The 25,893-nt window shown below is 61.9% G+C and carries 23 protein-coding genes, 1 tRNA gene and 1 riboswitch; of the genes, 14 read left to right on the top strand and 10 right to left on the bottom strand.

What is annotated here, in order from left to right:
• Positions 1–54: 54 nt before the first annotated feature.
• From AC07E3_RS15440 to AC07E3_RS15425, 4 genes are all read right to left on the bottom strand, one after another.
• The gene (locus tag AC07E3_RS15440; RefSeq protein WP_336065742.1) at positions 55–1,215 is read right to left on the bottom strand and encodes an isovaleryl-CoA dehydrogenase; all 1,161 of its coding nucleotides are present in this window, start codon (positions 1,213–1,215) and stop codon (positions 55–57) included.
• Positions 1,216–1,228: 13 nt separating this feature from the next.
• Positions 1,229–1,837, bottom strand: a complete 609-nt coding sequence (locus tag AC07E3_RS15435) for a TetR/AcrR family transcriptional regulator (RefSeq protein WP_478363123.1) — start codon at positions 1,835–1,837, stop codon at positions 1,229–1,231.
• Positions 1,838–2,140: 303 nt separating this feature from the next.
• Positions 2,141–2,707, bottom strand: coding sequence for a cysteine hydrolase family protein (locus tag AC07E3_RS15430; RefSeq protein WP_478363121.1), 567 nt, complete (start codon positions 2,705–2,707; stop codon positions 2,141–2,143).
• 44 nt (positions 2,708–2,751) lie between these two features.
• The gene (locus AC07E3_RS15425; RefSeq protein ID WP_478363119.1) at positions 2,752–3,945 is read right to left on the bottom strand and encodes an MFS transporter; all 1,194 of its coding nucleotides are present in this window, start codon (positions 3,943–3,945) and stop codon (positions 2,752–2,754) included.
• Positions 3,946–4,238: 293 nt separating this feature from the next.
• On the opposite strand from AC07E3_RS15425, the gene AC07E3_RS15420 reads away from it, so the two are divergent.
• The 5 genes from AC07E3_RS15420 to AC07E3_RS15400 all read left to right on the top strand — a co-directional run bounded on the left by AC07E3_RS15420 (position 4,239) and on the right by AC07E3_RS15400 (position 9,112).
• Complete coding sequence (locus tag AC07E3_RS15420) at positions 4,239–5,060, top strand: M55 family metallopeptidase (protein WP_336065732.1); 822 nt, start codon at positions 4,239–4,241, stop codon at positions 5,058–5,060.
• Positions 5,057–6,091 carry a P1 family peptidase gene (locus tag AC07E3_RS15415; RefSeq protein ID WP_478363117.1) on the top strand — a complete coding sequence of 345 codons (1,035 nt, stop codon included), beginning with the start codon at positions 5,057–5,059 and terminating at the stop codon, positions 6,089–6,091. The genes AC07E3_RS15420 and AC07E3_RS15415 overlap by 4 nt, the downstream gene beginning before the upstream one ends.
• Before the next feature lie 135 nt (positions 6,092–6,226).
• Positions 6,227–7,297, top strand: coding sequence for an imelysin family protein (locus tag AC07E3_RS15410; protein WP_478363115.1), 1,071 nt, complete (start codon positions 6,227–6,229; stop codon positions 7,295–7,297).
• Positions 7,278–8,381 (top strand): DUF1513 domain-containing protein, encoded by a 1,104-nt coding sequence (locus AC07E3_RS15405; RefSeq protein ID WP_478363113.1) that lies wholly within the window; start codon positions 7,278–7,280, stop codon positions 8,379–8,381. Before AC07E3_RS15410 ends, AC07E3_RS15405 begins: the two co-directional genes overlap by 20 nt.
• 60 nt (positions 8,382–8,441) lie before the next feature.
• Positions 8,442–8,594: riboswitch (FMN riboswitch) on the top strand.
• Positions 8,595–8,677: 83 nt separating this feature from the next.
• Complete coding sequence (locus AC07E3_RS15400; RefSeq protein WP_007008472.1) at positions 8,678–9,112, top strand: 6,7-dimethyl-8-ribityllumazine synthase; 435 nt, start codon at positions 8,678–8,680, stop codon at positions 9,110–9,112.
• A 64-nt stretch (positions 9,113–9,176) separates the two neighbouring features.
• Here the strand turns inward: AC07E3_RS15400 and AC07E3_RS15395 are convergent, their stop codons facing one another.
• Both AC07E3_RS15395 and AC07E3_RS15390 read right to left on the bottom strand, forming a co-directional pair.
• Positions 9,177–10,289, bottom strand: a complete 1,113-nt coding sequence (locus AC07E3_RS15395) for a pyridoxal phosphate-dependent aminotransferase (protein WP_478363111.1) — start codon at positions 10,287–10,289, stop codon at positions 9,177–9,179.
• 160 nt (positions 10,290–10,449) lie between these two features.
• Complete coding sequence (locus tag AC07E3_RS15390; RefSeq protein ID WP_478363109.1) at positions 10,450–11,562, bottom strand: porin; 1,113 nt, start codon at positions 11,560–11,562, stop codon at positions 10,450–10,452.
• A 495-nt stretch (positions 11,563–12,057) separates the two neighbouring features.
• Between AC07E3_RS15390 and AC07E3_RS15385 the strand changes: the two genes are divergently transcribed.
• From AC07E3_RS15385 to AC07E3_RS15375, 3 genes are all read left to right on the top strand, one after another.
• Positions 12,058–12,148: transfer RNA gene (locus AC07E3_RS15385), tRNA-Ser, on the top strand.
• A 265-nt stretch (positions 12,149–12,413) separates the two neighbouring features.
• Complete coding sequence (locus tag AC07E3_RS15380; protein ID WP_336065715.1) at positions 12,414–13,556, top strand: porin; 1,143 nt, start codon at positions 12,414–12,416, stop codon at positions 13,554–13,556.
• Between the two features lie 402 nt (positions 13,557–13,958).
• Positions 13,959–14,894: a tyrosine-type recombinase/integrase gene (locus tag AC07E3_RS15375; RefSeq protein WP_374730065.1), complete on the top strand. Its 936-nt coding sequence runs from the start codon at positions 13,959–13,961 to the stop codon at positions 14,892–14,894.
• A gap of 88 nt (positions 14,895–14,982) precedes the next feature.
• Here AC07E3_RS15375 and AC07E3_RS15370 read toward each other — a convergent pair whose 3' ends face one another.
• Positions 14,983–15,870: an alpha/beta fold hydrolase gene (locus AC07E3_RS15370; protein WP_336065712.1), complete on the bottom strand. Its 888-nt coding sequence runs from the start codon at positions 15,868–15,870 to the stop codon at positions 14,983–14,985.
• A gap of 198 nt (positions 15,871–16,068) precedes the next feature.
• A complete protein-coding gene (locus AC07E3_RS15365) occupies positions 16,069–18,144 on the bottom strand; it encodes a lytic transglycosylase domain-containing protein (protein ID WP_478363107.1) in 2,076 nt (691 codons plus the stop codon).
• A 236-nt stretch (positions 18,145–18,380) separates the two neighbouring features.
• Between AC07E3_RS15365 and dapA the strand changes: the two genes are divergently transcribed.
• Together dapA and smpB are read left to right on the top strand one after the other, a co-directional pair.
• Complete coding sequence (gene dapA / locus AC07E3_RS15360; protein ID WP_065818357.1) at positions 18,381–19,262, top strand: 4-hydroxy-tetrahydrodipicolinate synthase; 882 nt, start codon at positions 18,381–18,383, stop codon at positions 19,260–19,262.
• Between the two features lie 120 nt (positions 19,263–19,382).
• Positions 19,383–19,856, top strand: a complete 474-nt coding sequence (smpB, locus tag AC07E3_RS15355) for an SsrA-binding protein SmpB (protein WP_007008478.1) — start codon at positions 19,383–19,385, stop codon at positions 19,854–19,856.
• A 32-nt stretch (positions 19,857–19,888) separates the two neighbouring features.
• Here smpB and AC07E3_RS15350 read toward each other — a convergent pair whose 3' ends face one another.
• Both AC07E3_RS15350 and AC07E3_RS15345 read right to left on the bottom strand, forming a co-directional pair.
• Positions 19,889–20,554 carry a uracil-DNA glycosylase gene (locus AC07E3_RS15350; RefSeq protein ID WP_478363105.1) on the bottom strand — a complete coding sequence of 222 codons (666 nt, stop codon included), beginning with the start codon at positions 20,552–20,554 and terminating at the stop codon, positions 19,889–19,891.
• Positions 20,551–21,141: a LabA-like NYN domain-containing protein gene (locus AC07E3_RS15345; RefSeq protein WP_065818355.1), complete on the bottom strand. Its 591-nt coding sequence runs from the start codon at positions 21,139–21,141 to the stop codon at positions 20,551–20,553. Before AC07E3_RS15345 ends, AC07E3_RS15350 begins: the two co-directional genes overlap by 4 nt.
• A 296-nt stretch (positions 21,142–21,437) precedes the next feature.
• On the opposite strand from AC07E3_RS15345, the gene rpoZ reads away from it, so the two are divergent.
• The 4 genes from rpoZ to AC07E3_RS15325 all read left to right on the top strand — a co-directional run bounded on the left by rpoZ (position 21,438) and on the right by AC07E3_RS15325 (position 25,733).
• Positions 21,438–21,836: a DNA-directed RNA polymerase subunit omega gene (gene rpoZ / locus AC07E3_RS15340; protein ID WP_007008481.1), complete on the top strand. Its 399-nt coding sequence runs from the start codon at positions 21,438–21,440 to the stop codon at positions 21,834–21,836.
• A 133-nt stretch (positions 21,837–21,969) separates the two neighbouring features.
• Positions 21,970–24,222 (top strand): RelA/SpoT family protein, encoded by a 2,253-nt coding sequence (locus AC07E3_RS15335; RefSeq protein WP_336065697.1) that lies wholly within the window; start codon positions 21,970–21,972, stop codon positions 24,220–24,222.
• A 196-nt stretch (positions 24,223–24,418) separates the two neighbouring features.
• Positions 24,419–24,766, top strand: a complete 348-nt coding sequence (locus tag AC07E3_RS15330) for a hypothetical protein (RefSeq protein WP_478363103.1) — start codon at positions 24,419–24,421, stop codon at positions 24,764–24,766.
• 109 nt (positions 24,767–24,875) lie between these two features.
• Complete coding sequence (locus AC07E3_RS15325) at positions 24,876–25,733, top strand: methyltransferase, TIGR04325 family (RefSeq protein ID WP_478363101.1); 858 nt, start codon at positions 24,876–24,878, stop codon at positions 25,731–25,733.
• Positions 25,734–25,893 lie beyond the last annotated feature (160 nt).

The raw sequence follows: 25,893 nt of genomic DNA, 5'->3' as shown, positions 1-25,893 counted from the left end.
GCAACCTATATATTTTGCCGGCAGGTAGGGTGATGACGTGCGGCGGCAAGGGTTTCAAGCCTCCGACATCATCTCGCGCCCGATCAACCAGCGTCTGATCTCGCTCGTTCCCGCGCCGATCTCGTAGAGCTTTGCGTCCCTGAGAAGCCGTCCTGCGGGGAACTCGTTCACATAGCCGTTGCCGCCCAGAAGCTGGATCGCGTCAAGCGCCGTCAGGGTCGCTTTCTCCGCCGCATAGAGGATGCAGCCGGCCGCATCCTTGCGGGTCGTCTCGCCCCGGTCGCAGGCGGACGCCACGGCATAGACGTAGGCGCGGCAGGCGTTCATCGCCGTATACATGTCGGCGAGCTTGCCCTGCACAAGCTGGAAGGAACCGACCGGCTGTCCGAATTGCTCGCGCTCGCGCACATAGGGCGCGGCCACGTCGAGACAGGCAGCCATGATGCCGACCGGCCCGCCGGCCAGCACCACACGCTCATAATCGAGCCCGGACATCAACACGTTGACGCCCTTGCCCTCTTCACCGAGCAGGTTCTCGAACGGCACTTCGACGTCCTCGAACACCAGTTCGCCCGTGTTGGAGCCGCGCATGCCGAGCTTGTCGAGCTTCTGGGCGACGGAGAACCCCTTCATATCGCGCTCGATGATGAAGGCGGTGATGCCACGCGGCCCTGCGGCGGGATCGGTTTTTGCATAGACCACCAGCGTGCCCGCATCCGGGCCGTTGGTGATCCACATTTTCGACCCGTTGAGGACGAAGCGGTCATTGCGCTTTTCCGCCCTGAGTTTCATGGAGACGACGTCCGACCCCGCACCCGTCTCCGACATGGCCAGCGCACCCACGGTCTCGCCCGAGCACAGGGCGGGGAGGTATTTTTCCTTCTGCGCGTCGTTCCCCCAGCGGCGGATCTGGTTTACGCAGAGGTTGGAATGGGCGCCATAGGAGAGGCCGACCGAAGCGGATGCGCGCGAAATCTCCTCCATCGCAACCACATGCGCCAGATAGCCGAGCCCCGAGCCGCCATAGTCCGGATCGACCGTCATGCCGAGCAGGCCGAGCGCACCCATTTCCTGCCAGAGATGGGCGGGAAACTCGTTGCTCTCGTCGATCTTCTCCGCCAACGGCGCGATCTTTTCCTGTGCAAAGCGATGCGTCATCTCCCGCAGCGCGTCGATGTCCTCGCCAAGCCCGAAATTCATTGATCCGGTGTACATCGGTCTCCTCCGGTCACGTCTCAGCGCCCACAAGGCGCATGGTCATGGTGTGATAATTAGCGGCGACTTCATCTTCGGAAAGTCGCAGTTCCGGGCGGAACCAGACAATCACGCCCGTGATCATCTGAATGATCGCCATCGCCGTCAGCGCTACATCGTCGATGCGGAACACCCCTTCGCGCTGGCCGTCTGCCAGAATGCGCCGCAGCTCGCCTTCATACTGGCTGCGCAGGCCCAGAATGTGCCGTAGACGTTCCTCGGAGAGGCTGCGCAGTTCCAGATTGCTCACATGGGTGGCGTTGCGGCGCGAAAGATGAAAGCGGATGTGGTTCTCGACAAATGCTGCAAGGCGTCCTGCCGGCTTTTCTTGTTCGGAGCCAGTTGCAGGACGCACTTCCCCCCAGGAAGCGATCAGGTTTTCCATGTGCTCGCACATGAGCGCGTAGAGCAGTTCTTCCTTGGTCGGAAAATAGCGGTAGAGCGCGGCTGCCTGCACACCGACCTGGCCCGCAAGCTGGCGCATCGACATCGCCTCGAAGCCAAGCCGCGCGATGAGCTCCAGCGCCGCCTCGCGGATCGCCGCTTCCGTCTTTTCACCGTCAGAGCCGGTCGTTCGCGCCATGGAACCTCCCTTTCCGCAATAATAAAACGAACGTTCAATTAATTCAAGAAGGGAGAGACGCGGACAGAGAGCTTGGTCACCTTCATATCCGGGATGACGGGGCAGGGCGGTCTTTGCGCTTGGGGAGAAAACGGAGCCGCGCGGACGGGACAGAAGCACGTATGCCAATGCGTTGATGCCAGGGCGGGAAACCGGGAAAATCGGCCCTGTTCTCCATACCGTCATGCCCGGTTGACACGGGCGGCTCCGTTGCAGTTAGAACGCGACTGCCGGGCCGGGGTTCCAGAATTTTCCCGCTTCGGTTCACAGCGCTTCCAAAAGCGTGTCAGTCGACGTGACCTTGCAGAACTCGAAGCCGAGTGTCGCCACGTGGGCGCGGTGCACGTCTTCGGCGCTGACTGTGCCTCCCTTGCCATCCGGAAGCGCAAAACAGTCGCAGGCATCCTCCACCAGCATCATTGCCCACCCCATATTGGCGCCCGTGCGGATGGTGGTCGAGACGCACATGTCGGTGGAAATGCCACAGGTGACCACCGTTTTCGCGCCAAGCCGGCGCAGCCTGAGGTCGAGATCGGTTCCGATGAACGCGGAGTTGACGCTCTTGGTCACGAGTTGCTCGCCGGGCAGCGGCTCGAAGCCCGGCCGCATCGCATGGCCAGGTTCCCCCGGGCGAAGGGTGGAGCCGGTTTCGACGGAATCATGGCGCACGTGAATGACGGGCCGCCCCGCCTTCCGCCACGCCGCGAGCAGGGCGAGGGCATTCCGGTCGACATTATTGTTCCAGCGTTGCGGCCAGGGAGGGCTGTCGAAGGCCTGCTGGAAATCGACCGGCAGGAGAACGGCATCATTCAAATCAGTCTGGAAAGTCATTGCCTGAATATTTCTCTGAACGTTATCTTCTGGTGGTCCTGAACCTAGCGACTATAGACCCGCTCACAAGAGCCATTGCCGCGATTTACCGCGCGCTTCTGGACCAAAATGTCCAGGAAAAGCAGCGCTGTTCCCGTCGCAAGCCCGCCCGCAAGCACCATGCCCGCGGCGATCGGGCCCGTGGTCTGAAGGGTGAAGGCTGCGACGGACAGAACGGCAAGAAGCGCCAGATTGTTGGCGCTTTCGGAGAGTGCGAGAACAAACCCCCGTGCATCGCCGGCCCTCTGTGCGATCAGTGCCGTGCTGGCAGGTGCGGCAAAACCCAGCGCCACGCCCCATCCGCCAAGACAAAGGAGTGCTCCTGCAAGCGGGAGCGGTGCGAACAGGAACACGGCGAAGGTGAGGACCAGCAGCAGAACGGCGGCAACAAGCAGCCCCTGATCGCCGCGAAGCACCCGTTTGGCAACGCCGACTGAAAAATTGCCGATCGCCAGTCCAACACCGAAGACGCCGACCGAGAGGCCGGTCTGAAGTGTGTCTGTCGCAAAGCGCTCGCGCAGCATTTCACCGCTGAGACCGAAGGCCGCGACCGCTGCCCCGTTCCAGAGAGCCTTTGCCGCAAGGAGCGTGAGAACATCGCGTTTCGGGCCTTTGAAACACGGTCGAACCGCCATCGCATGTGTTTCTCCATCGAACCGGAGAACCTGGCCGACCGGAAATATCAGCAGAAGGCAGCCGGCGGCAGTTGCCAGAAACGGCGCACGCCATCCGAAAACCTGCGTGAGAATGCCCGCGAGTGCGGGGCCGAGGGCAATTCCGGCCGTCATGCCGAGCATCACGAGCCCCATGGCCTCAGCATGGCGCGCCTCCGGGAGCCTGTCGGCAATCAGGGCAAAAACGGCGGGGATCAGCGCCGCCGCCGCCACACCGCCGAGCACACGAAGGGCAATGGCGATGCCAAGCGTCGGGGCAAACGCCACGGCGAGCCCGTCGGCGGCAAGAAGCGCCAGCGCGACAGCAAGGAGCATTCGCCGGTCGATCCGGTGCGCGATGAGCCCGATGAGCGGCGCGCCAAGCGCATAGGAAAGCGCATAGCCGGATATCAGCCAGGAGGCAGCGGCGGGCGATGCACCGAAGGCCGTTCCAATTGGTGTCAGCATTGGCGCGATCATGAATTCCGTCGCACCGACGAAGAAAACGACCAGTGCAAGCACCGGCAGAAAAAGCCGTGAAGACATGAGTTTCTCCATGAGTGAAATGAAGGATGGCGGTCGAAGCGCCGGAAAGAAGGGGGAGGAAAGCACCGGTGAGCAGACGCAGTGGCGCTGCGCTGGGGGCGGGGGGAAGGAAATGAGGGGGCTTTGACGTTCTGCGGATGAACCGCCTGCGGCAGGTTGCCCGAACGCTATTCCTGTTTTGCACGCTACAGGTCGACCCGCAAGCCCCTGGCCTCGTTTCCGTGCGGTAGTGGGGCTGGAAATCACCGGGCTTTTCAAGTCGAATGCCGGCGATTCACTTTGGGGACCTTCACATGCACATCTTCATTTCGGTCGACATCGAAGGCGTGGCCGGCGTCAATGAGGCTCTTCAGGGCCAGCGCGGCAACCCCGAATATGAGGTGGCGCGACGTCTCATGACCGAAGAGGCCAATGCCGCCATTCGCGGAGCGTTTGCTGGCGGTGCGGATGCGGTGACCGTTGCCGATTCGCATGGGCCGATGCGCAACATGATCGTCGATCAGCTCGATCCGCGTGCCCGTGTCGTCTCGGGCCGGGCGCGGCCTTTGTCCATGATCGAAGGCATTCATGCCGACCATGCCGGCGCCGTGCTGATAGGCTACCATGCGGCAGCCGACAATTTCGGTGTTCTCGCGCACACGATCAGCGGTCTTGCCTTCCGCCGCATAGAGGTGAACGGAGTGCGGGCGGGCGAGCCGACGCTTTTTGCCGGTCATGCGGCGGAAATCGGCGTGCCGCTGCTTGCCGTCAGCGGCGATGACCGGCTTGAAACCGAGATCGCCGAGCAGTTTCCCGCCGCCCGCTCGATCACTGTCAAACGCTGCATCAACGCCGCGGCCGCCGAAAGCCTTTCGCCGGGCGAGGCGCGTGAGAAGATCGAGCAGGAGGTGTGCGGGGCCGTTGAACGGGCGGCAGACGCCGTTGTGGAAGCGCCCTGCAGGGCCCCGCTCACGATTGATGTCAGTTTCAGCAAGCAGCTCTTTGCGGACGCTGCGGCGCTCATGCCGTTTGCGGAGCGCATCGGCGCGCTGGATATACGCTTCGGTGCCAGGAACCATGCCGAGGCAATCGGCATCCTCTCAGGCTTCTCACTGATGGCGGCGGCCTTGGCATGACGGATCGCATCTTCGACAGGGCAGGCTCATGGTGGGACCTGCCGGCGGGCCCCGCCAACACCATCGCCGATGTGCCGGGCGTGACCGTCGGGCACCGGACCCATCGGGAGAAGACCGCGCGCACCGGCGTTACCGCGATCTTTCCGCACGATGGCGATCTGTTCCGCAACCCGGTGCCGGCGGGCCTTGCGGTGCTCAATGGCTTCGGCAAGAGTGCCGGCCTGATGCAGCTTGCCGAACTGGGTCGCATCGAAACGCCAATCCTTTTGACCAACACATTCGGCGTTGCCGCCTGCACCGTGGCGCTGATCCGCCGGGCGATTGCGCAAAACCCTGAAATCGGTCGCAGCCGCCCGACGGTCAACCCGCTGGTTCTGGAGTGCAATGACGGGCGTGTCAGCGACATACAGGCGCTGGCCGTCACAGAAGCCATGGCGAATGACGCGATGGCCGCAGCAGAAATGAAATTCGCGCAGGGCACGGTGGGAGCCGGCACCGGCATGCGCACCTTCGGCTTTGCCGGCGCCATAGGCAGCGCGTCGCGGCGTGTCGCGCTGCCTTCCGGTCGCACGCACACCCTGGGTGTCCTCGTCCTTTCCAATTTCGGGCGGCCGGGCGATCTCAGGCTTCTGGGAAAACGCATTGAGACCCCGGAGCCGGGTCGGGCCGATCCGCAGGACAGGGGCTCCGTCATCATCGTCTATGGCACCGATGCGCCACTCGATTCACGCCAGCTTGCCCGCATCGCGCGGCGGGCGGGTGCGGCGCTGGGTCGGCTTGGAAGCTATTGGGGCGACCAGAGCGGCGATGTGGCTCTGGCCTTTTCCACTGCCAACAGGCTTTCCATCGAGAGCGAGATCGACACTGTCGAGCGGCTGGCCGAGGCGCAGCTCGATCCGTTTCTTCTTGCCGCCGTGGAGACGGCGGAAGAGGCGGTGCTGAACGGGCTCTGGAACGCGGAGCCTCTTACCGGCTATGACGGGCTCAGGCTCCCCGTCCTGCGCGATCAACTTTTACCAAACGGGGGCTGATGCCCTTGTCCCTGCGCCCTGTCGGGGTTAAGCCGGAAGCAAGGGAGCCAGCTCCGGCTTCCGGCCAGCCCTCGCACATCTCCTCTCCCCTCGGTGCGACAGCCAGCACAAAGAACTCGGCTATGGAGACCTTTGATGCATGCCCGTCTTTCCCGATCTGTTCTGATCCTGTGCCTTTCGACGATCCCGGTTTTTGCGCAGGACACGCCGGACACGATCGCCCCCGACATTGGAAGCAGGGTTGTTGAGGGCTATGTAACCCCGGCGCTGACCCGCTTTCGGGAGACGAGCAGCGCATTGTCTGAGGCACTCGAAAAGGCCTGCAACGGCACGCCTGAAGATGATCTGATTGCCGTTCATGCGGGCTTTGCCAACACGCTTTCGGCCTTTGCGCATGTCTCGGTCCTGCGCTTCGGGCCGCTGGTGGCGGAAAATCGGTTCGAACGCATTTTCTTCTGGCCGGATCCGCGCGGCGTCACCTTGCGCCAGGTGCAGGGACTGCTCGCCTCCGAGGAGCCCCTGCCGGACGATCTCACCGGCCAGAGCGTTGCGCTGCAGGGCCTGCCGGCACTCGATTATGTGCTCTTCGGAACGGGCGGAGATGCGCTGGCTAAGGACGCAAGGCGCTGCGCATACGCTGAGGCAATTTCCGCCAACATCGCCGGTCTTGCCGCGGAGCTGGAGGAGGCATGGGCCGAGGGGACCAGCTTCCGCATGGCCTTCACCGCGCCCGCCGCCGACCGCGATCCCTACCGCTCCAGTGCGGAAGTGGCCGGAGAGATCGTCAAGGCCGCCGGCACGGCGCTGGAATTTGCCCGCAATGCCGAACTTCTGCCGGCACTCGGCAAAACCGTGGAGAAAGCCCGTGGCAAACGCGCGCCGTTCTGGCGCAGCGGCCAGACCTTCGCTTTCGTTGCAGCCCAAATCGAAGGCGTGCAGAAGCTCGTCGCCGTGGCAGGCTTCGTCGATGGCCCGTCCGACCTCGTCAATACCTATGGTCGTGGCATGGACTTCGATCTCTCGCACGCCCGGGAGACCCTGCTTGCGGTCGAAACGGCACCGGAAACAGCTTTCTCCGAAGAACCGGACCGCGGCCGCATCTCCTATGCGACCATCGCCATGGAAGGGGCGAAGCACACGCTCAACGGCGAGCTTTCCGGCGCACTCGGACTGGTGATGGGGTTCAATGCGCTCGATGGAGATTGATCGGCGGACATTTCTGGCCCTTGCGAGCACTGCCGCAGCTTTCGGCCCAAAGCACGCCAGGGCGGATGAGGAGGCGCTGTTTCTGGGCGCCCGGCTCAACGCGGGCGGTTTTGAGGCGGCGGTGATCGACGCGAGCGGGCGTGACCGGCTTGTCCTGCCGCTGGAGGCGCGTGGGCATTCCTTTGCCATCGATGCACCGCGCCGCCGCGCCGTCGCCTTTGCCCGTTCGCCGGGCCGCTTTGCCATTGCCTTCTCGGTCGACGGCAAGGGCGCGCCGCTGGCCTTCGCTCCACCCCCTGACCGCCATTTTTACGGACACGGCGTCTTTACCCCGGACGGCAGGCTGCTTCTGGCCACGGAGAATGACTACGAAGGCGAACGCGGCATCACCGGTCTTTACGACGCGACTGCCGAGTTCCGCCGCATCGGCGAGTTCGAGACCGGTGGCATCGGCCCGCATGAGGTGATCCTCCTGGCGGACGGCAGGACGCTTTGCATCGCCAATGGCGGCATTCTCACCCATCCCGACTATGAGCGGGTCAAACTCAATCTGGCGACGATGAAGCCGAGCCTTTCCTATGTCGACCTTGAAACCGGTGAGATGATCGAGCAGGCGAAGCTCGCACCCGAACTGCACAAACTCTCCATCCGCCACATGGCGCTCGACCGGTTCGGCGCCGTCTGGTTCGGCGCCCAGTATCAGGGCGAGGACGAAGCACGACCGCCTCTGGTCGGCCGTCACCGCCGCGGCAGGGCGATCGAGCTTTTCACGGGTCCGGAGACGACCCTGAAGGCCCTCGACAATTACGTGGGCTCCGTTGCAACCGATGCTTCCGGCGAGATCGTCGCCACCTCGTCGCCGCGCGGCGGGCTCGCCGTGTTCTGGGATGCCGGGACAGGCCGGTGCCTTGGCGAACGCCCGTTGAAGGATGGCTGCGGGCTCGCTCCACTCTCCAGTCATCGTCTTCTGGGCACCAGCGGGCGGGGCGCAATCGTCCGCACCGGCCCGGATGCGCCGCTCGAAAATGTTCGCGCCGTCGATCCGGCCGCTCCTGCCTGGGACAACCATCTCCGCCGCATTTGAAGACACACCGTCAACCCGCATTTTGCGTCTTGCCCCGGGCCGGTCCCGTGCTTATCTTCGCCTTGTTCTCAGGGCGGGGTGAAACTCCCCACCGGCGGTAAGCGGCACTGGCCGCAAGCCCGCGAGCGCCTTTTCGCGAGACTGCGGAGAGGGTCAGCAGATCAGGTGAAACTCCTGGGCCGACGGTGACAGTCCGGATGGAAGAGAACGCGCGGTGTCCGTGTGCCGGTTCTTCGGCGGCGGCCCATCGCCCGTGATCGCCTTGGGTGACGTGTCCGTTGCGAAAGGAGATCACGATGACACACACCCGCTATGCATTCATCAAGGCCAACTGGCACGCCGACATTGTCGACCGCGCGCTCGAAGGCTTTTGCGAGCTTATCCCGGCCGATCAGGTTGACGTGTTTGACGTGCCGGGCGCCTTCGAGATGCCGCTCGTCGCGCGCGATCTTGCAGCCTCTGGCCGTTATGCAGCCGTCGCTGCCGCCGCTTTCGTCGTGGATGGTGGGATCTACCGCCATGACTTCGTCGCGCAGGCCGTTGTCGACGGGCTGATGCGCGCGGGCCTCGATACGGGCGTTCCGGTTCTTTCCGTCTCGCTGACGCCGCATCATTTCCAGCCGACCGAGCACCACACGGCAATCTATCGCGCGCATTTCGTCGAGAAGGGGCGCGAAGCGGCAAAAGCCGCCCTGATGATCGGCAGGACACGCGCTGCACTGGCTGCCTGACAGAGCGCTGTGGTGAGGGGTGGTGAAGCGTCGCGAAGTGCCGACGCCGGCCTGCCCCCCATCCTCAGCGCCGGTTGTGTGCCGCAGCCAGCGCTTCGGCGAAAGCCGCCTCGAACACATCGATTTCATCGTCCGGGCCGACGCTGACGCGTATGCAGCGGTCGAGCCCCGGCGTTGCCGGTTTGCGAACGAAGACATCGCGCTCGAGCAGCCCCTGCATCACCGCCTCGGCAGTGGCCCTGCCGCCGCAGTCGATGGCCACGAAATTGGTCGCCGAGGGGATGGAGGTCAGCCCGTTCGCGGCGGCGATTGCCGCGAGGCGATCCCGGCAGGCGCTGACCCGCTCGAGTGTTGTATGAAGATACGCCTTGTCCTGCAGCGCGGCGAGGCTTGCTGCCTGCGTGACGCCCGGCATGCCGAAATGGTTGCGGATCTTGTCGAAGGCGCGAATGGTCTCGGGCTCGCCGATCACATAGCCGCAGCGCATCCCGGCCAGTGCATAGGCCTTGGAGAAGGTGCGCATGCGCAGGACATTGGGCCGGTCCGGCTCGAAGCGGGGCAGGGCGCCCGCCGGCGCGGTCTCGCCATAGGCTTCGTCGAGGATGAGCATGCTTGTTTCAGGCAGCGATTCGATAAAGCGCTGCACCTCGTCCGCCTCCCACCAGGTGCCCATCGGATTGTCTGGGTTGGAGAGATAAACGAGGGGCGCGTTTTCGGCGATGGCCGCCTCGCGCAGACCTTCGAGATTCTCGTAATCGCCCGCATAGGGCACCGTCACCAGCCGGCCGCCGAAGCCGGCGACATGATAGTTGAAGGTGGGATAGCCACCGAGCGAGGTAACGACGGGCGTGCCAGGCTCGATGTAAAGGCGCGCGACCAGGCCCAGAAGCCCGTCAATGCCCTCTCCGACGACGATGTTCTCCGGCTTTACACCATGCTCGCTGGCCAGCGCCGCGCGCAGGTCGGAACTCTCCGGGTCGCCATACTTCCAGACATGATGCGCCGCGCGCCCAATGGCCTCGATCACGCGGGGCGAGGGGCCGAAGCCGTTCTCATTGGCACCGAGACGGGCGCGAAATGGGCGTCCTGCGGCGCGCTCCTGCGTTTCCGGTCCCACGAAGGGCACGGTGGAAGGGAGGGATTGTGCAAGTGGGGTAAGCGGTGGGCGTCGTGTCATGGGCCGTGTCTGGTCTGTGCTTTCTCTGATTGAACGCGGCGACCCTACATCAAGCCCGGCAAGTGTGAAATCGCTTTGCGGTCTTCGACCGCGACACGCAGCACAAAAAACGGGGCCCGGCAAATGCCGGGCCCCGCTTCAAGCTATACGGCTCTTCTGATTAGAAGTCGCGCTGGAAGCGCAGGAAGCCGTGGAACTGATCGGCATCGCCAGCCGGCGTGTCGAACTGGGTGTAGTTGACTGCGAGCTTCGCGTTGAAGTTCTCGACGATCTCGTAGTCGATGGTCGTGCCAACATTCCAGGCGTCAATGTCACCACCGACGAGAACCGTACCGAGGCCATGACCAACATCGCTGTAGTACGCACCACCGATAGAAGCGGTCAGCTTCGGCGTGGCCTTGAAGCCAATCACACCAGCGAGCGACCATTCTGCGCCCGGATTGATCGCGAGACCGGAAACGATGCCGTCAAGCGGATTGACCGAGTAGAAGCTCACGCCGCTTTCGTACTGCGCAAGACCCTGGATGAAGAAGCGGTCGGTGAGGTTCGCCTTGACGATACCCTTGATCGCGAATTCTTCAGCCGTTGCATCGTAAGCGGCATAGAGGTCTGCGGAGCCCCAGCCCTGTGCGATGCCGACCTTACCGACAACATTCGGCGTCCAGTCGTAGTTCTTATCAGCTTCTTCGAGCATGACGGCGAAGGTGACGCCATTGCCTGCTGCGAAGTTGTAGCCGATGAAGTGAACGCGCGAATAAGGGAAGAAGCCGCGGTCCTGCTCGCCGTGGAGACCCGTATCCCAGATCGAGTCGGACATACCCATGGAGAGGCCGCCAAGCGAGATCACTGCCTGCTGCAGGTTCACACCCGAGGTGGTCACGCCTGCAGAATATGCATCGCCGTCGTTCAAGCCGGGAGCGGACGCCGGGGCCTCAGAACCGCTCGTGCCACGGAACTTGATCCATGCGCCAAGCGTGCCGTACTCGGTCTCGGAGCGTGCATCGATGTTCAGCTCGCCGCGAGCATACTTGTCCCAGCCCTCGGAGTCACCGAAGTCACCGTCGGAGTAACCGATCTGGTAACGGACCATGCCGCTGATCTTCAGGCAGGTCTCGGTGCCGGGGATGTAGAAGAAGCCTGCGCCGTAGACGTCGCAAACGCGCACATATTCCATCGGCTCCGGCTCGGGGACGACGATCGGGTCGGCCGCCTTGGCGCCGGTTGCAGCAGCTGCGAGAGCTGCGGAGCCAATCAGAAGGCTCTTGAGTTTCATGTTCTGACCTCCAGTCAAAGTTCTAAATGCGGGTCTGGGTATTTTGCTGAAGGACAGCGTTCCCTGCCCCATCCCCAAGAAAAGAAAAGTTCGCGCTTTCGCGCCCCCTTTCCGAGCCTGACATTACTCATGGGGACGCCAGGTTCAACCGCGATTACGCGGCAAGCCCCCCTGACGGTCGTCTATCCGGAATGGCTGTTGCACAAATGACACGATCTGAGCCGCCGGGTAAGTCTTTCTTAACACTTGGAAGCCGGATATCGGCATAACAAACGCGTTCCGGGGGGTGGTTTTACCGTAGTCTGGGGACGAATCGAGTCAAATTGAAACGGAATCACCGGTTTTGGGCCTGGCGATTCCCTGCCGCGATTTCCGGTGATCCACGCAGCCGCCCATCGTGCGCCGGACGGGATGCAGAATTTCCTTATAATAAAGCACGGAATCGCGAATGCCGTATTGATTGTGCGGCCGGTTTTCTTTATCCAGCCTTTCGCCGGAGAGGTGGCCGAGTGGTCGAAGGCGCTCCCCTGCTAAGGGAGTAGACCTCAAAAGGGTCTCGTGGGTTCGAATCCCATCCTCTCCGCCATTTTTCTCGCTCACGGCAGTCTCGCTTCGCCCGACGCCCCCGCTGGGGCGGGCGAAAGCCCGGGCAGCAGTCGCGGCCTCTGGCGCCTTGTTTGGGACACCTCCCGAACCCTCCGTTGAATTCCCCGTGGCGGTTTTGTTGCTGTTTCCGAAAATCGTGCGCCGGCCCATCGAGGCCGGCGTTTCATGAATTATTCCAATACTTTAACTCTATTCCCCCTAGGTGTTGAAGGTTGTTTCTTACGATTCTGACTGGAGGTCAGAACATGAAACTCAAGAGCCTTCTGATTGGCTCCGCAGCTCTCGCAGCTGCTGCAACCGGCGCCAAGGCGGCCGACCCGATCGTCGTCCCCGAGCCGGAGCCGATGGAATATGTGCGCGTTTGCGACGTCTACGGCGCAGGCTTCTTCTACATCCCCGGCACCGAGACCTGCCTGAAGATCGGCGGCATGGTCCGTTACCAGATCAACTGGGATGAGAATGATGACGGCTGGGACAAGTATGCTCGCGGTGAGCTGAACATCGACGCCCGCTCCGAGACCGAGTACGGCACGCTTGGCGCTTTCATCAAGTTCCGTGCAACCAGCAACAATGCTGGCTACACCCCGGCTGGCTCTGCAACGCCTTGGGCGACCACTGCTGGTCCGCTTCCGGCTGCTGGTGTCAACGACGGTGACGCTCTGTCGCTTGGTGTGGGTTCCAGCGTTGGCCTTCAGCAGGCGATCATCTCGCTTGGTGGCCTTTCCATGGGTCTCTCTGACACGCTCTACGACGCTGGCCTCTCCGGTGAGTTCGATAGCGGCGGTGGCGATCGCGTTCACTTCATCAGCTACACGTTTGTTGCCGGCAATGGCGTTACCGCAACGCTCGCTCTTGAAGAAGCCGACAAGAACTACGACTACACGCCGAACTTCGTCGGTAAGGTCGGCATCGCTCAGGGCTGGGGTTCCGCAGACCTCTACGCCGCTTACGATGCAACGGCTGAAGAATTCGCGCTCAAGGCAATCGTGAAGGCTAACCTGACCGAGCGTCTGTTCGCCGAAGCAATCGCTACCTATGAGAGCGGCATCAACTTCTACTCGACCGACCCGTTCAACGTGACTGGCACGGGCATCCCGTCCACGATCCGTTTCGGTTCGGAGTGGTCCGTCGGTGGTCTCATTGGCTACAAGTTCACGCCGAAGCTGAAAGCCTCGATCGGCGCTCAGTACTATGACAATGTCGGCAACGACTTTGTTTCCGCGCTTGCGGGTGGCGACGTGAACTTCCTCAGCGCCGGTGTCACGGTCGACTATGAGATCGTCGAGAACTTCGACGCCAAGCTCGCCGTCAACTACGGCAAGCTCGACACGCCGTTCGGCAACGAAGACAACTGGAGCGGCTTTGTTCGCTTCCAGCGCAACTTCTAAGATGCGCGGTTAGAAACATACGGAACCCGGCGGAGAAATCCGCCGGGTTTTGGCTTTGAAGACATCGCTGGTAGCGGGCGTCATAGGCGCAAATGCTTCGGGTGACAGGGTTTAGCGAGGTCTTCAGTCAGGCTCTCTCAAGGGCGAGTTCGTCTCATTTTTTTGAAAACTCCAGGAAGGAGAAACCATTACCCGCCGTCAGGGGCTCATAAGGGCGGGGCCATAAGTAAGTGAAAAAAATGCTTTTTTTTCTGGACTGGCCTAAGTCGCGAGTGCTAGTGCCCTTAACCGGGGATACGACTAGCTTGGGGAAATCGAGAATTTTTATCTCGAAAGGGTGGTTCACAACTCAGAATTTTACCGAACACGCATTTGACATAGACGCCCGGGACGTGACCTGACATGGGGGCGGTCAATAGTCCTGGTAGCGAGTGGGGCCTTTCGAGGTCTCGCTATTCCGTCACGTTCGGTAGCGAGCATTTGCGTCTCGTTTCTGAGTACAGTTTAAAAGAACTCTTCACAAAGTATGGCGACATACTTTGGGAACCTGGCACGCATAAATACAATGTCACCTTCTTCATCGGTGAGCTTGATGAGCTCTTGATGGGGAAACGATTCAGTGCGTTCGAGCAGAGCCTGCTCGATGAACTGATCGGCAAACTGCGCGCCCGCGGAAACAGCAATGCGACCATCAATCGAAAGATGGCCGCGCTGAGCAAGCTTCTGCGGAAAGCGCATAAGATGGGTGACATTCACAGCCTGCCGGAATTCCGGCGCCAGAAAGAGCGCTCCGGGCGCATAAGGTTCCTTTCCTGCAGCGAGGAGGAGATGCTGTTCGCGGCAATCCGCCGGCGCAGCGAGGATGCCTGGCGCCTTTCGGTGTTTCTGGTCGACACGGGCTGTCGTCTCGGCGAGGCCATCGGCCTTACCTGGAACGACGTTCGGGACGGGCGTGCGAGCTTCTGGATCACCAAGTCGGCACGTGCCCGCTCCGTGCCGTTGACAAAACGTGCTCAGGAGGTCTCGAACCTTCCCAGAAATGGTGAAAAGGGCCCGTTTGCAATGCTGCGGCAGGCGCAGTACCGCACGATCTGGAACGAGGCGAAGGCGGAGATCGGGCTGTCGCAGGACACCCAGGTGGTACCGCATGTTCTACGCCACACCTGCGCATCCCGTCTTGTTCAGGGCGGCATCGATCTGCGCCGCGTGCAGATGTGGCTCGGCCATCAGACACTGACCATGACCATGCGCTACGCGCATCTGGCAACGGGCGATCTGGATCCCTGTGTCGGCGTTCTGGAACGTTGCTCCAAAAAGGCGGCCGCAAAGCAGGCGTAGCCCTTCGGCTATGTCTGCCGTCGTTGCGAGGAATAATCTTGGCACCTGCCCGCCGAAACGGCGGGCGGGCTCCTTGGTTCGTCCGGGTTCAGGCTGATTTTTCCGCACGCTTGATGAAAGCGGCAATCTCTTTCGGCAGCGCTCCCGTCTCCAGAAGCGGGGCGTGACCCTGACCGGCCACCACGATCTGCTGCATTGTCGGGTGGCGTGCGGCCATCTCCTCAAGTGTTAGACTGGAGAGCAGGCGGGAGTTTGCGCCGCGAATGGCCAGCACCGGAATTGCTGTCAGGCCTTCAAACAGCGGCCAGAGTGCGGGAAGGGGCGTGTCGAGGTCGATCGCTTTCAGCGGCTTCAGCAGTTTGGGATCGAAATCGGCGCGCAGGCGCCCTTTCTCCTCCCTGTAAAGCGCCCCGGTAAAACGCCACCAGTCTTCATCGTCAAGGGCCGGGAATGCTTCTCCGTGAATGGCCTTCTGGATTTTGACCGCCTCGGCCATCGTGCCAGGTTTGGGCGCGCGCTGCAGATAGGCGCGGATCTGGGCGAGCCCGTCTCCCTCCACCACCGGACCGATATCGTTCAGCACCGCGGCTTTCATAAGGGTGGGGCGTGCGCCGGCCAGCGCCATGATGATCAGCCCGCCGCGCGACGTGCCGATGAATGCCGCATGTTCCACCCCAAACGCGGCAAGACCGGAAACGATGTCAGCGGCTTCCACCGTCACGTCATAGCGCCGCCAGTCCGGGTCGTCGTCGGAGAGGCCGCGTCCGCGATAATCGAAGGCAATGACCTTTCGCGGGGTCGTCGCGTCGGTGGAGAGCTTTTCGGCAAGGGCGTGAAAATCGCGGGCATTGCGTGTCAGACCCGGCAGGCAGACCACCGGCAGGCCGGGATTGGCTTCGCCATAGAGGCGGGCATGAAGCCTCAGCCCGTCCTGCGCTGAATAGAAGACATCCCGAAAACCGCGCTCAGACATCATATCCCCCAGGGAGGTCCCGTATCACCCAGACGTCCCTATCAGTTGTCTCCATACCTCAGGGCATAGAGGATTTTGGAATCAGATACTTGCATCTGACGTCCGCACAAGTGCGGAGAAACAATGAGATAGAGCGGGTCAGCGTTTCCATGAAACGATGACCCGGTCAACGATAGCCCGGTCAAGGGGCGGGCGGTTCAATCAGCTTCCTGCGGAAATATCCGCAACAATGTCGAACCGGCCGGTGAGGCGCATCTTGTAGATCTGCAGGTTCTCCATCACCCTTTGAACATAGTTTCGCGTCTCCGGATAGGGAATGCGCTCAATCCAGTCGACAATCTCCTCAATCGGCTTCCCGCGCGGATCGCCATAGCGCTCCATCCATTCGGCCGCGCGGCTCGGCCCGGCATTGTAACCGGCGAAGGTGAGAATGTAGGAGCCATTGAACCGCGCGAGCTGCTCTTCCAGATAGGCCGCCCCCAGCGTTGCATTGTAGGTTGGATCGGTTGTGAGGCGCGCACGCGAATAGGGAAGGCCGCTCTTGCGCGCCATCTCCCGCGCCGTCGCCGGCATGAGCTGCAGCAGGCCGCGCGCGCCGGCCGGCGAAACCGCCGCCGGATTGAACTCGGTTTCCTGCCTGGCAATCGCATAGGCGAGCGCCTGGCGGGTGGTAGGGATGGCGGCGGCTGCTGGTATGGCACCCACCGGATGCGCCAGTGCGCCGATGTCGAGCCCCCGGCCTGCCGCGATCTTGCCGACCCGCAGGGCAGTGGTGTAATCGCCGCGCGCCTCGGCCATCCGGGCGAGCAGGGTCAGTTCGCCGGGCCTGTCCAGCGTCTCTGCCAGTTTTCGATAAAGGCTGCCTGCGCGCCAGAGATGGTTGGTCTTCTCCAGGCTCTGGATTGCACGCACCATTTCGCGGGCGGAGAAATGACGGCGGTCTTCGTCGCCGGGTTCCGGCGCATCGGCCGCAAGCGCGGCGCGCCCGAGCCTGGCAGTCGCCAGTTGCCCGTAGAACGTCGCGCCGAAGCGGGCAGCCTCTTCATAGGAGGCGGTTGCATCCCCCGGAGCACCGGCTTCCACTGCCCGCCCCAGCCAGTAATTCGCGCGCGCATTCGAGATCGGACCCTCGGCAATTTCCGCAATGCGGGCGAAATGCGGTGCGGCCTTTTGCGCGTCCTTCAGGGCGCGCAGCGCATACCATCCCGCGTGAAACTCCGCGTCGGCGGCGCGCGAGGGGCTTTCTGCCGAGTGGGCAGCCGCCACCCTGTAGGCCGTCTCCGCATCGCCGGTGTCGAGCAGTTCGCGCGAGAGCACGCGCCGTTCCACCCACCATTCGTCCGGATCGATCAGGCTTTCCGCATCCCGTGGCGCCGTCAGCATCAGCCTGGCAGCTTCATCGAAGCGCCCGGCACGGCGCAGGAAGCGTGTCCTGGCAAAGATGTATCCGGCGCTGCGTTCCGCTCCGGGCACGGCGTCGAGCAGGTTTTCCGCATTCCTGTCACCACGAATAACCGCCGCCCATGCCTTTGTCAGGGCCGCGCCGCCGGCGCGTTCCGCGACCCGCTCGGCAGAACGCACCCGCGTGTCATACAGCATCTGCTCCATGCGCACCCGGTGGTCGGTCCTTGAAAGCAGATCACCGAATGCCTCCAGAAAGGCTGTTTCACCCGTCGCATCGAGCTTTGCCTTTCGCCAGAACCCGGAGACAAGCGCGCGCGCCTTCCCCTCCTCTCCCAAAGCTGCATAGGACCTTGCGAGCACCATCGTGCCCTCGAGGGTTCTGGGCTCCGTGTCGCCAAGCAGGCTCACCACCACACGCGGTCGCTGGTTCTCGCGGTAGAGCGCGCGCTCGGCGTGCTCGCGCAGTGTCAGCATGCCGGGCCAGTCGCCAAGCTCCCTGGCGATGGCCGCGATCTCGCCGCTCGAGAATGTGTCGCTCGCCGAAAGCGCCATGGCCCAGGTTAGAACCCGCCGTTCGAGACTGTCTTCCTTCATGTGGTTGCGAAGGGTGCGCGCGGTTGCCGGATCGCTGAGCGAAAGGGCATCGAGCCCCGCGATCAGGGCGCGTTCGTTTGCCGATGGTCCGCCCTGTCCGTCCATCACGTTCGGGCGAACGGCGGCGGTGTTCGTCAGCGCATCGATGGCGGCTGCGGGCGAGTTGACCGCGTCGGGGCGTGCGAAAGGGATCGGGCCCATGTCCGGCAGGGACTGCGCATGCGCGAGTGGCGAGACTGAAAGAAGAAGCAGCGAAGCAAACGCAGCCTTTGTCGTCATACACAAACGTCCCGAACGTTAGACCCTATGGGCAGCCGGAGCTGCTTCCAGAACAGGCAATATCGTTTCACGATGGTGCAGAGCCTGCGGATACTGGCGTAACACACCATCTTTGCAGGATTCTTGCGGGCAAGAGATGGCAAGACTATGGTGCGCCGCCTGATCTTCGGTTAGAAGCATCCGGCGCCAGCCTGGGCTGGCAGCAAACCATCAATTTCATTCAGGAGTTCGACATTATGTTCAGGGGGTCTCTCACAGCGCTTGTGACACCATTTGCCAGGGATGGCAGCCTGGACAAAAAAGCGTTCCGCGAACTCGTTGAATGGCAGATTGCAGAAGGCAGCAACGGGCTGGTGCCCGTTGGCACGACCGGCGAATCCCCGACGCTCACGCATGAGGAGCACCGCGAGGTTGTCCGGATCTGCGTCGAGGCGGCTCAGGGGCGCGTTCCGGTCATCGCCGGTGCAGGCTCCAATTCGACCCGTGAGGCAATCGCGCTGGCAAAGTTTGCCGAAGAGGTGAAGGCCGACGCGGCGCTGGTGGTCACACCCTATTACAACAAGCCGACGCAGGCAGGGCTCTATGAGCATTTCGCGGCTGTCGCCCGTGCCACGAGTTTGCCCATTATCATCTACAATATCCCCCCGCGTTCCGTGATCGACATGACGCCGGAAACCATGGGGCGTCTTGCGAAGGACTTTTCCAACATTGTCGGCGTGAAGGACGCGACGGCGAAGGTGGACCGGGTCTCCGAGCAGCGCATGACCTGCGGCAAGGACTTCATCCAGCTTTCCGGCGAGGATGCTTCCGCTCTGGGTTTCAATGCGCATGGCGGGGTGGGCTGCATCTCGGTGACGGCCAATGTCGCACCGCGCCTGTGTGCCGAGTTCCAGGCGGCCACGCTCGCCAATGACAAGGAGAAGGCGCTTGAGCTGCAGGATCGGCTGATGCCGCTGCACAAGGCGATTTTCATCGAGCCCGGGCTTTGCGGTGCAAAATACGCATTGTCTCGTCTCGGCCGGGTCGAAAACACCGTGCGTTCGCCACTTGTGCCGATCGAGGCCTCGACGGCAGAGCGCATCGACGCTGCCATGCAGCATGCAGGGCTGCTGAACTGACGCATTTTGCCGCCGGGCAGGGCACCTGGCGTCGCACAAATGCGGTGAAACGAACGGGCGGCTTTCTGCCGTCCAAGGGAAAGCGGAAGCGCTGCGGCTCTTCCGCCGCATTTGGAACTGATGGCAAAAGACAAGAATCCCAACGTCAAGACGATTGCCGAAAACCGTAAGGCGCGCTTCTCCTACGAGGTGCTCGACACGCTGGAAGCCGGCCTCGTCCTGACAGGAACCGAAGTGAAATCGCTGCGCGACGGTCACTCGAACATCCAGGAGGCTTATGCTTCCATCGAGGATGGCGAGTGCTGGCTGATCAATTCCTATATTCAGGAGTATTCCGCCGGAAACCGCTTCAACCACGAGCCCCGCCGCAGGCGCAAACTGCTGGTGTCCAAGCGCGAGCTGTCGCGCCTGGCCCAGTCGATCGAACGCGAAGGCATGACGCTCGTGCCGCTCAGGCTCTATTTCAATGCGCGTGGGCTTGCGAAACTTCAGCTCGCCGTGGCGCGCGGCAAGAAGCTGCACGACAAACGCGAGACGGCCAAGAAACGCGACTGGAACCGGGAAAAAGCAAGGCTCCTGAAGCAGCATGGCTGAAGAGGCGCAGGGCGCAGCACCTCTATCGGACTCTATTTGTCCAGAAACGCGCGTATATCACGGAAAACGCTGACGAACATCTCTTCGGTCAGACGGCCGGTATTCGTGTTGTAGCGCGAGCAGTGATAGCTCGAAAAAATCGAAAGTCCGGCAAGCTTCTGATGCCCGCCATGTGTGAAGGGATGGGCGGCAACGCGCCCGCCGAGCGCTCGAACGGTTGACTGATGGGCGATCACGCCAAGCGTGAGCACCGCTCTGAGATTCTTGAAGCGCTTCAGCGTCGGCGCAAAGAAGTGCTGGCGGCAGGTGTTGATCTCGGCGCCCACTGGCTTGTTCTCCGGCGGAACGCAGCGCACGGCGTTGATGATGGCCGCGTCGACGAGGGTCAGGCTGTCGTCTGGTCGGGCTTCGTAGCTGCCCCTGGCGAAGCCGAACGTCTTCAGCGTGCTGTAAAGAAGGTCTCCAGCGTAGTCGCCGGTGAAAGGACGTCCCGTCTTGTTAGCGCCGCGAAGCCCCGGCGCCAGGCCGACGATGAGAAATGCGACGGCGTCATCGCCTCCTTCGGGCAGGAAGGTGGGAACGGGCGCATTGTGCCATTCGGGTTCGCGGGCGCGCCAGTCGGCAATGAACTGGTGAAGGCGCGGGCAAAGTGGACAGTCGCGCGGCGGCTCGGTTTCACGCGCCGAAACAGGTGTCATAGATCGTCGAAGGTCTCGTCTGCGTCGTCTTCGGGTTCCACCTTGCGGGAAGGCCGTTCGCTTGTCGCACGGCCGACTTCCTCGCGCAATGACGAGAGATCGATGAAATTGTCCGCCTGCCGGCGCAGATCGTCGGCGATCATGGGCGGCTGGGACTGGATGGTCGATACGACGCTCACTTTGCGGCCCTTGCGCTGCAGGGCCTCAACCAGCGTGCGGAAATCGCCATCGCCGGAGAAGATCACATAGTGGTCGACCACGTCGCTGAGCTCCAGCGCGTCTATCGCCAGTTCTATGTCCATATTGCCCTTGATCTTGCGGCGCCCGGCCGAGTCGGTGAATTCCTTGGCGGGCTTGGTAACGACCTTGTAGCCGTTATAGTCGAGCCAATCGATCAGCGGGCGAATGGAGGAATATTCCTGATCTTCCACGAGGGCCGTGTAGTAGTAGGCGCGCAGAAGATACCCGCGCTCCTGGAAGCTGCTCAGGAGCTTCCGGTAATCGATGTCAAATCCTAAGGCTCTCGAAGTGGCATAGAGATTGGCACCATCGATGAAGAGAGCAATTTTTTCCCGTGGATCGAACATCGTCAAAATTCCTGTTTCAAATAAACGTTCAGCGCTCAAATGAGAGGCTCCGGGCCGAAAATCGGCCAAAAAGCCATCTCTTATGAGGAAATAGCGCTGGAATATGATTGTTCCAACCAATATATAAATTCGTCATAAATACAAGCGTGTGAGACGCAGGCTGCGCCGCCATCGCCACGCCCCATTTCCGTGTTGATCGGAGAGCGGGCGTTGAGCGTTGGCCTTGAATTTTGCGATGTGGCAGGCTATTGACGCGCTGGATTTCCTTGCAGATTTACGCATGAAAGGGGCACTGAATGGCCCGTGTGACCGTTGAAGACTGTATCGACAAGGTCGATAACCGCTTTGAGCTCGTGCTTCTGGCCGGCCATCGCGCCCGTCAGATTTCGCAGGGTGAGGCGATCACCGTAGACCGCGACAACGACAAGAACCCTGTCGTTGCGCTGCGCGAGATTGCCGATGAAACCCTGTCGCCTGGCGACCTCAAAGAAGATCTGATCCATTCGCTGCAGAAGCATGTCGAGGTGGACGAGCCCGAGGCTGACCTGCCCGAGATCAGCGAGCCGGCCGCCGCTTCCGCCGAAGCCGGTGCCGATCAGCCGGAGGAAGAGATTTCCTTCGACCGCATGAGCGAGGAAGATCTGCTTGCCGGTATCGAAGGCCTCGTTCCGCCGGAAAAAAGCGACGATTTCTGATCGATACGGATGTTCGGCGCGGCATTCTCTTCCTTGCCGAAACATTCCTGCCTATCTTAAACATGCGCCGTGAATTTCGCGGCGCATGTTTTGCTTTGCGTAGATAACAACAAAAAGAACGAGGAAGCCGCCCATGATGCGTCAATACGAGCTTGTCGAGCGTGTCCAGCGCTACAAGCCGGACGTTAATGAGGCGCTGCTCAACAAGGCTTATGTCTACGCGATGCAGAAGCACGGCCACCAGCGCCGTGCCTCTGGCGACCCGTATTTCTCGCATCCGCTGGAAGTTGCAGCCATCCTGACCGACATGCATCTGGACGAGGCGACCATCGCTGTCGCCCTGTTGCACGACACCATCGAGGACACCAGCGCCACGCGGGACGAGATCGACGAGCTGTTCGGTCCGGATATCGGCAAGCTGGTCGAGGGGCTGACCAAGCTGAAGCGCCTCGATCTCGTGTCGAAGAAGGCGCACCAGGCGGAAAACCTGCGCAAGCTTCTGCTCGCGATCTCAGAGGACGTCCGCGTCCTTCTGGTGAAACTCGCGGACCGCCTGCACAATATGCGCACGCTCGACCACGTTCCCGAGCACAAAAGGCTGCGCATCGCCGAAGAAACGATGGACATCTATGCGCCGCTCGCCGGACGCATGGGCATGCAGGACATGCGCGAAGAGCTCGAGGAACTGGCCTTCCGGCATATTAACCCGGAGGCTTTCCGCGCGGTCACCGAGCGGCTTGCCGAGTTTTTCGAGCGAAACCGCGGGGTCATCAAGGCCATTGAGGAGGCGCTGTCGCATCTCTTCGCCGAACATCAGATAGAGGCGACGGTGAAGAGCCGTCAGAAGAAGCCCTGGTCAGTGTTCCGCAAGATGGAGACCAAGGCCCTTTCCTTCGAGCAACTGTCTGACATTTTCGGCTTCCGCGTGCTCGTCGATAGTGTCGAGGATTGCTATCGCGCGCTCGGGGTCATCCATTCCACCTGGTCGATGGTGCCGGGCCGTTTCAAGGATTACATCTCCACCCCCAAGCAGAACGACTACCGGTCGATCCATACGACGATCGTTGGCCCGTCGCGCCAGCGTGTCGAACTGCAGATCCGCACCTATGACATGCATGGCATTGCCGAATACGGCGTGGCGGCCCATTCGATCTACAAGGATTTCGGCGGCAAGGTGAACGGTGCGGATCACCGCATCTCGCGCGATACCAACGCCTATGCCTGGCTGCGGCGCACCATCGAGGCGCTGTCGGAAGGCGATACGCCCGAAGATTTCCTGGAGAACACCAAGCTGGAACTGTTCCAGGACCAGGTGTTCTGCTTCACGCCCAAGGGGCGGCTGATCGCGCTGCCACGTGGCGCAACGCCCATCGACTTTGCCTATGCGGTTCACACCGAGGTGGGCGACACCTGTGTGGGCGCAAAGGTCAATGGCCGCATCATGCCGTTGATGACCGAGCTGAAGAACGGCGACGAGGTGGAGATCATCCGTTCCAAGGCGCAGGTGCCGCCGGCGGCCTGGGAATCGGTCGTGGTCACGGGCAAGGCGCGCGCCGCCATCCGCCGCGCGACACGAAACGCGATCCGCAAACAGTATTCAGGCCTTGGCGCGCGCATCCTGGAGCGAGCCTTCGAGCGCGCGGGCAAAAACTTTTCCCGCGACGGCCTCAAGCCGGTTCTCCACCGCCTCGGGCGTCAGGATGTGGAGGATGTTCTGGCGGCGGTCGGGCGCGGCGAACTTTCGTCGCAGGATGTCGTGCGCGCGGTGTTCCCCGACTACAAGGACGAACGCGTGACACAGGTGCCGAAGGAGCGCGAGGAGGGCTGGTTCAATCTGCGCAATGCCGCCGGCATGCTGTTCCAGATCCCCGGCCGCTCCTCGCGCAAGGCAAAGCGTGCCAAGGGAAGCGCTGCTCCAGCGGAGAAAGGGGCAGGCGGCGCTCTGCCGATTCGCGGTGTCTCGGGTGATCTGCCCGTCAGTTTCGCCCCGGAGGGCGCGGTGCCCGGAGACCGAATTGTGGGCATCCTTCATCCGGGGTCGGGCATCACCATCTATCCAATCCAGTCGCCGGCGCTGACCGCCTTCGACGACCAGCCGGAACGCTGGATAGACGTGCGCTGGGACATCGACGAGAACATGAAGGAGCGGTTCCCCGTCCGCATGTCCGTCACAGCCATAAACGAACCCGGCTCGCTGGCGGAAATAGCGCAGGTGATTGCGTCGAACGACGCCAATATTCACACGCTCGCCATGGAGCGGACCGCTCCTGATTTTACCGAAATGCTGTTCGATCTCGAGGTCTGGGACCTGAAGCACCTGACCCGCCTCGTCTCACAGCTAAAGGAAATCAGCTGCGTAAGCGACGCGCATCGGGTGAATGGCTAGGGTCCTGACCCTAGCAGCGATGATGGGCGGCGAGGACCTTCCGACCCCGTGCCTTCGGTAGATTGGAGTGCTGTGTCGTACGAAATGAGTAGCCCGGGAACGACCAGGATGAGTTGACCCCTCCAGTACCCGGCGCCCAACATTCTGAATGCGCAGCGTTCAGAAACAACGGCTTTCGGAGATATTGAGGGGTGGATTGGCCGCTCTCATTCTGGTCGCCCTTGTGCTGTTTCCTTTTGGCGGTGTGCATGTGCACGTGACCCCACCAGCCGCTGCGGCGGATATTTCCTCCAGCCACGCCATTCCCCACACGCAGGACCACGCACACGAACATGGCGATGGGCATGGCGACCAAGCGCATGGCAGCACGGGGGCAGCGGATACGGAATGCTGTATGGCCCACTGCATGCCGCTCGACAGCCTGAAGCATGAAGCCATGGTCCATGCGCGGCTCGGCGCCTGTTTCGCTGCGGGGCCCATGGCCGCACTCTGTTCCAACCTGGTGGAAAAGCCGCTCAAGCCTCCGCGCACAAAGCTCTCCTGAACCGTCCGGTCATATTCGCCGGCCACGTCGGCTTCCGATGCGTCCTGCATCGGAAGCGGGCGCTGCCAGCGTGACGGGCGCGCGCTACTCGTGTTCAAGAGAGGCTGAAATGAAAACCTTACTGCATTTCGATGGCGGCAGGATCAAGCGTTTTGCCCGACCGTTGCACTCGGTCCTGTCAAAGGTCCACCTGGTGGCCCGACGCGCAGAACTGACCGGAGCATATCCCGATCGCGAAAGCGCTGTGAGCGCAGCCCCCCGCTGGGCTTTGACCGATTATGATCATGAAGATGTGGTTCCGGTTGCGCTCGACAAGATGAGCAGGATCATCGACTGGGACTATCCCGTCATGTTCTGGCTCGAGCGGGAATTGCGTGCGCGGGCAGGCGGCCGGATTCGTCTGCTGGACGCCGGCGGGCATGTCGGAACGAAATATCGCGCTTTCCGCGAACTGCTCGATCTTTCAGACGTGCAATGGCAGGTCTATGAACTGCCGTCCATGGTGAAGGCCGGCCGGGCCATGGCGCGCGCCGAGGGTCTCGGTCCGGAACTTTCCTTTTGCGACAGCTTTTCCGAGATCAGGAAAGCCGAGATACTGCTGTGTTCCGGACTGCTGCAGTATCTGGACATTCCGTTCGCGGACTTTGTCGACAGACTGCCCGAGCGGCCGCAGGTGATTCTCCTGAACAAGGTGGCATTGCGGGAGGGTCCGTCCGTCTACACGCTGCAGCGCGGCGGGCCGACCTTCCTGCCCTACCACATCCGCAACAAGAACCGGTTTCTCGCGGATATCGACGCACTCGGCTATCGCATTGTGGACAGCTGGTGCATTCAGTACCTGGCTCACAGAGTTGCGAGCCATCCCGAACTCGGCTGGAGCGAGAGCCGCGGATATATGCTGCTGCGCAAGGATCTGGCGCTCGGCGATCGAAAACCTGCCGAACCTTCAATGGCGAAAGCGGGTTAGGCAGGCGCCCAAATTCCGCCGCTTCATGTGAATAGCTCTATCGTGTTTCCTGCTTTTGTAGCGGGAAACACGATTATTAACCCGTTTCCCTTGCCCCGTCCGACCGAGCTTGCCTATATCGAACCAGAGACATGTCCAGGGGAACCCGTCGTTAAGAATA

Source organism: Nitratireductor lacus (genome assembly GCF_056431025.1).
This window is presented reverse-complemented; position numbering and strand designations above follow the sequence as displayed.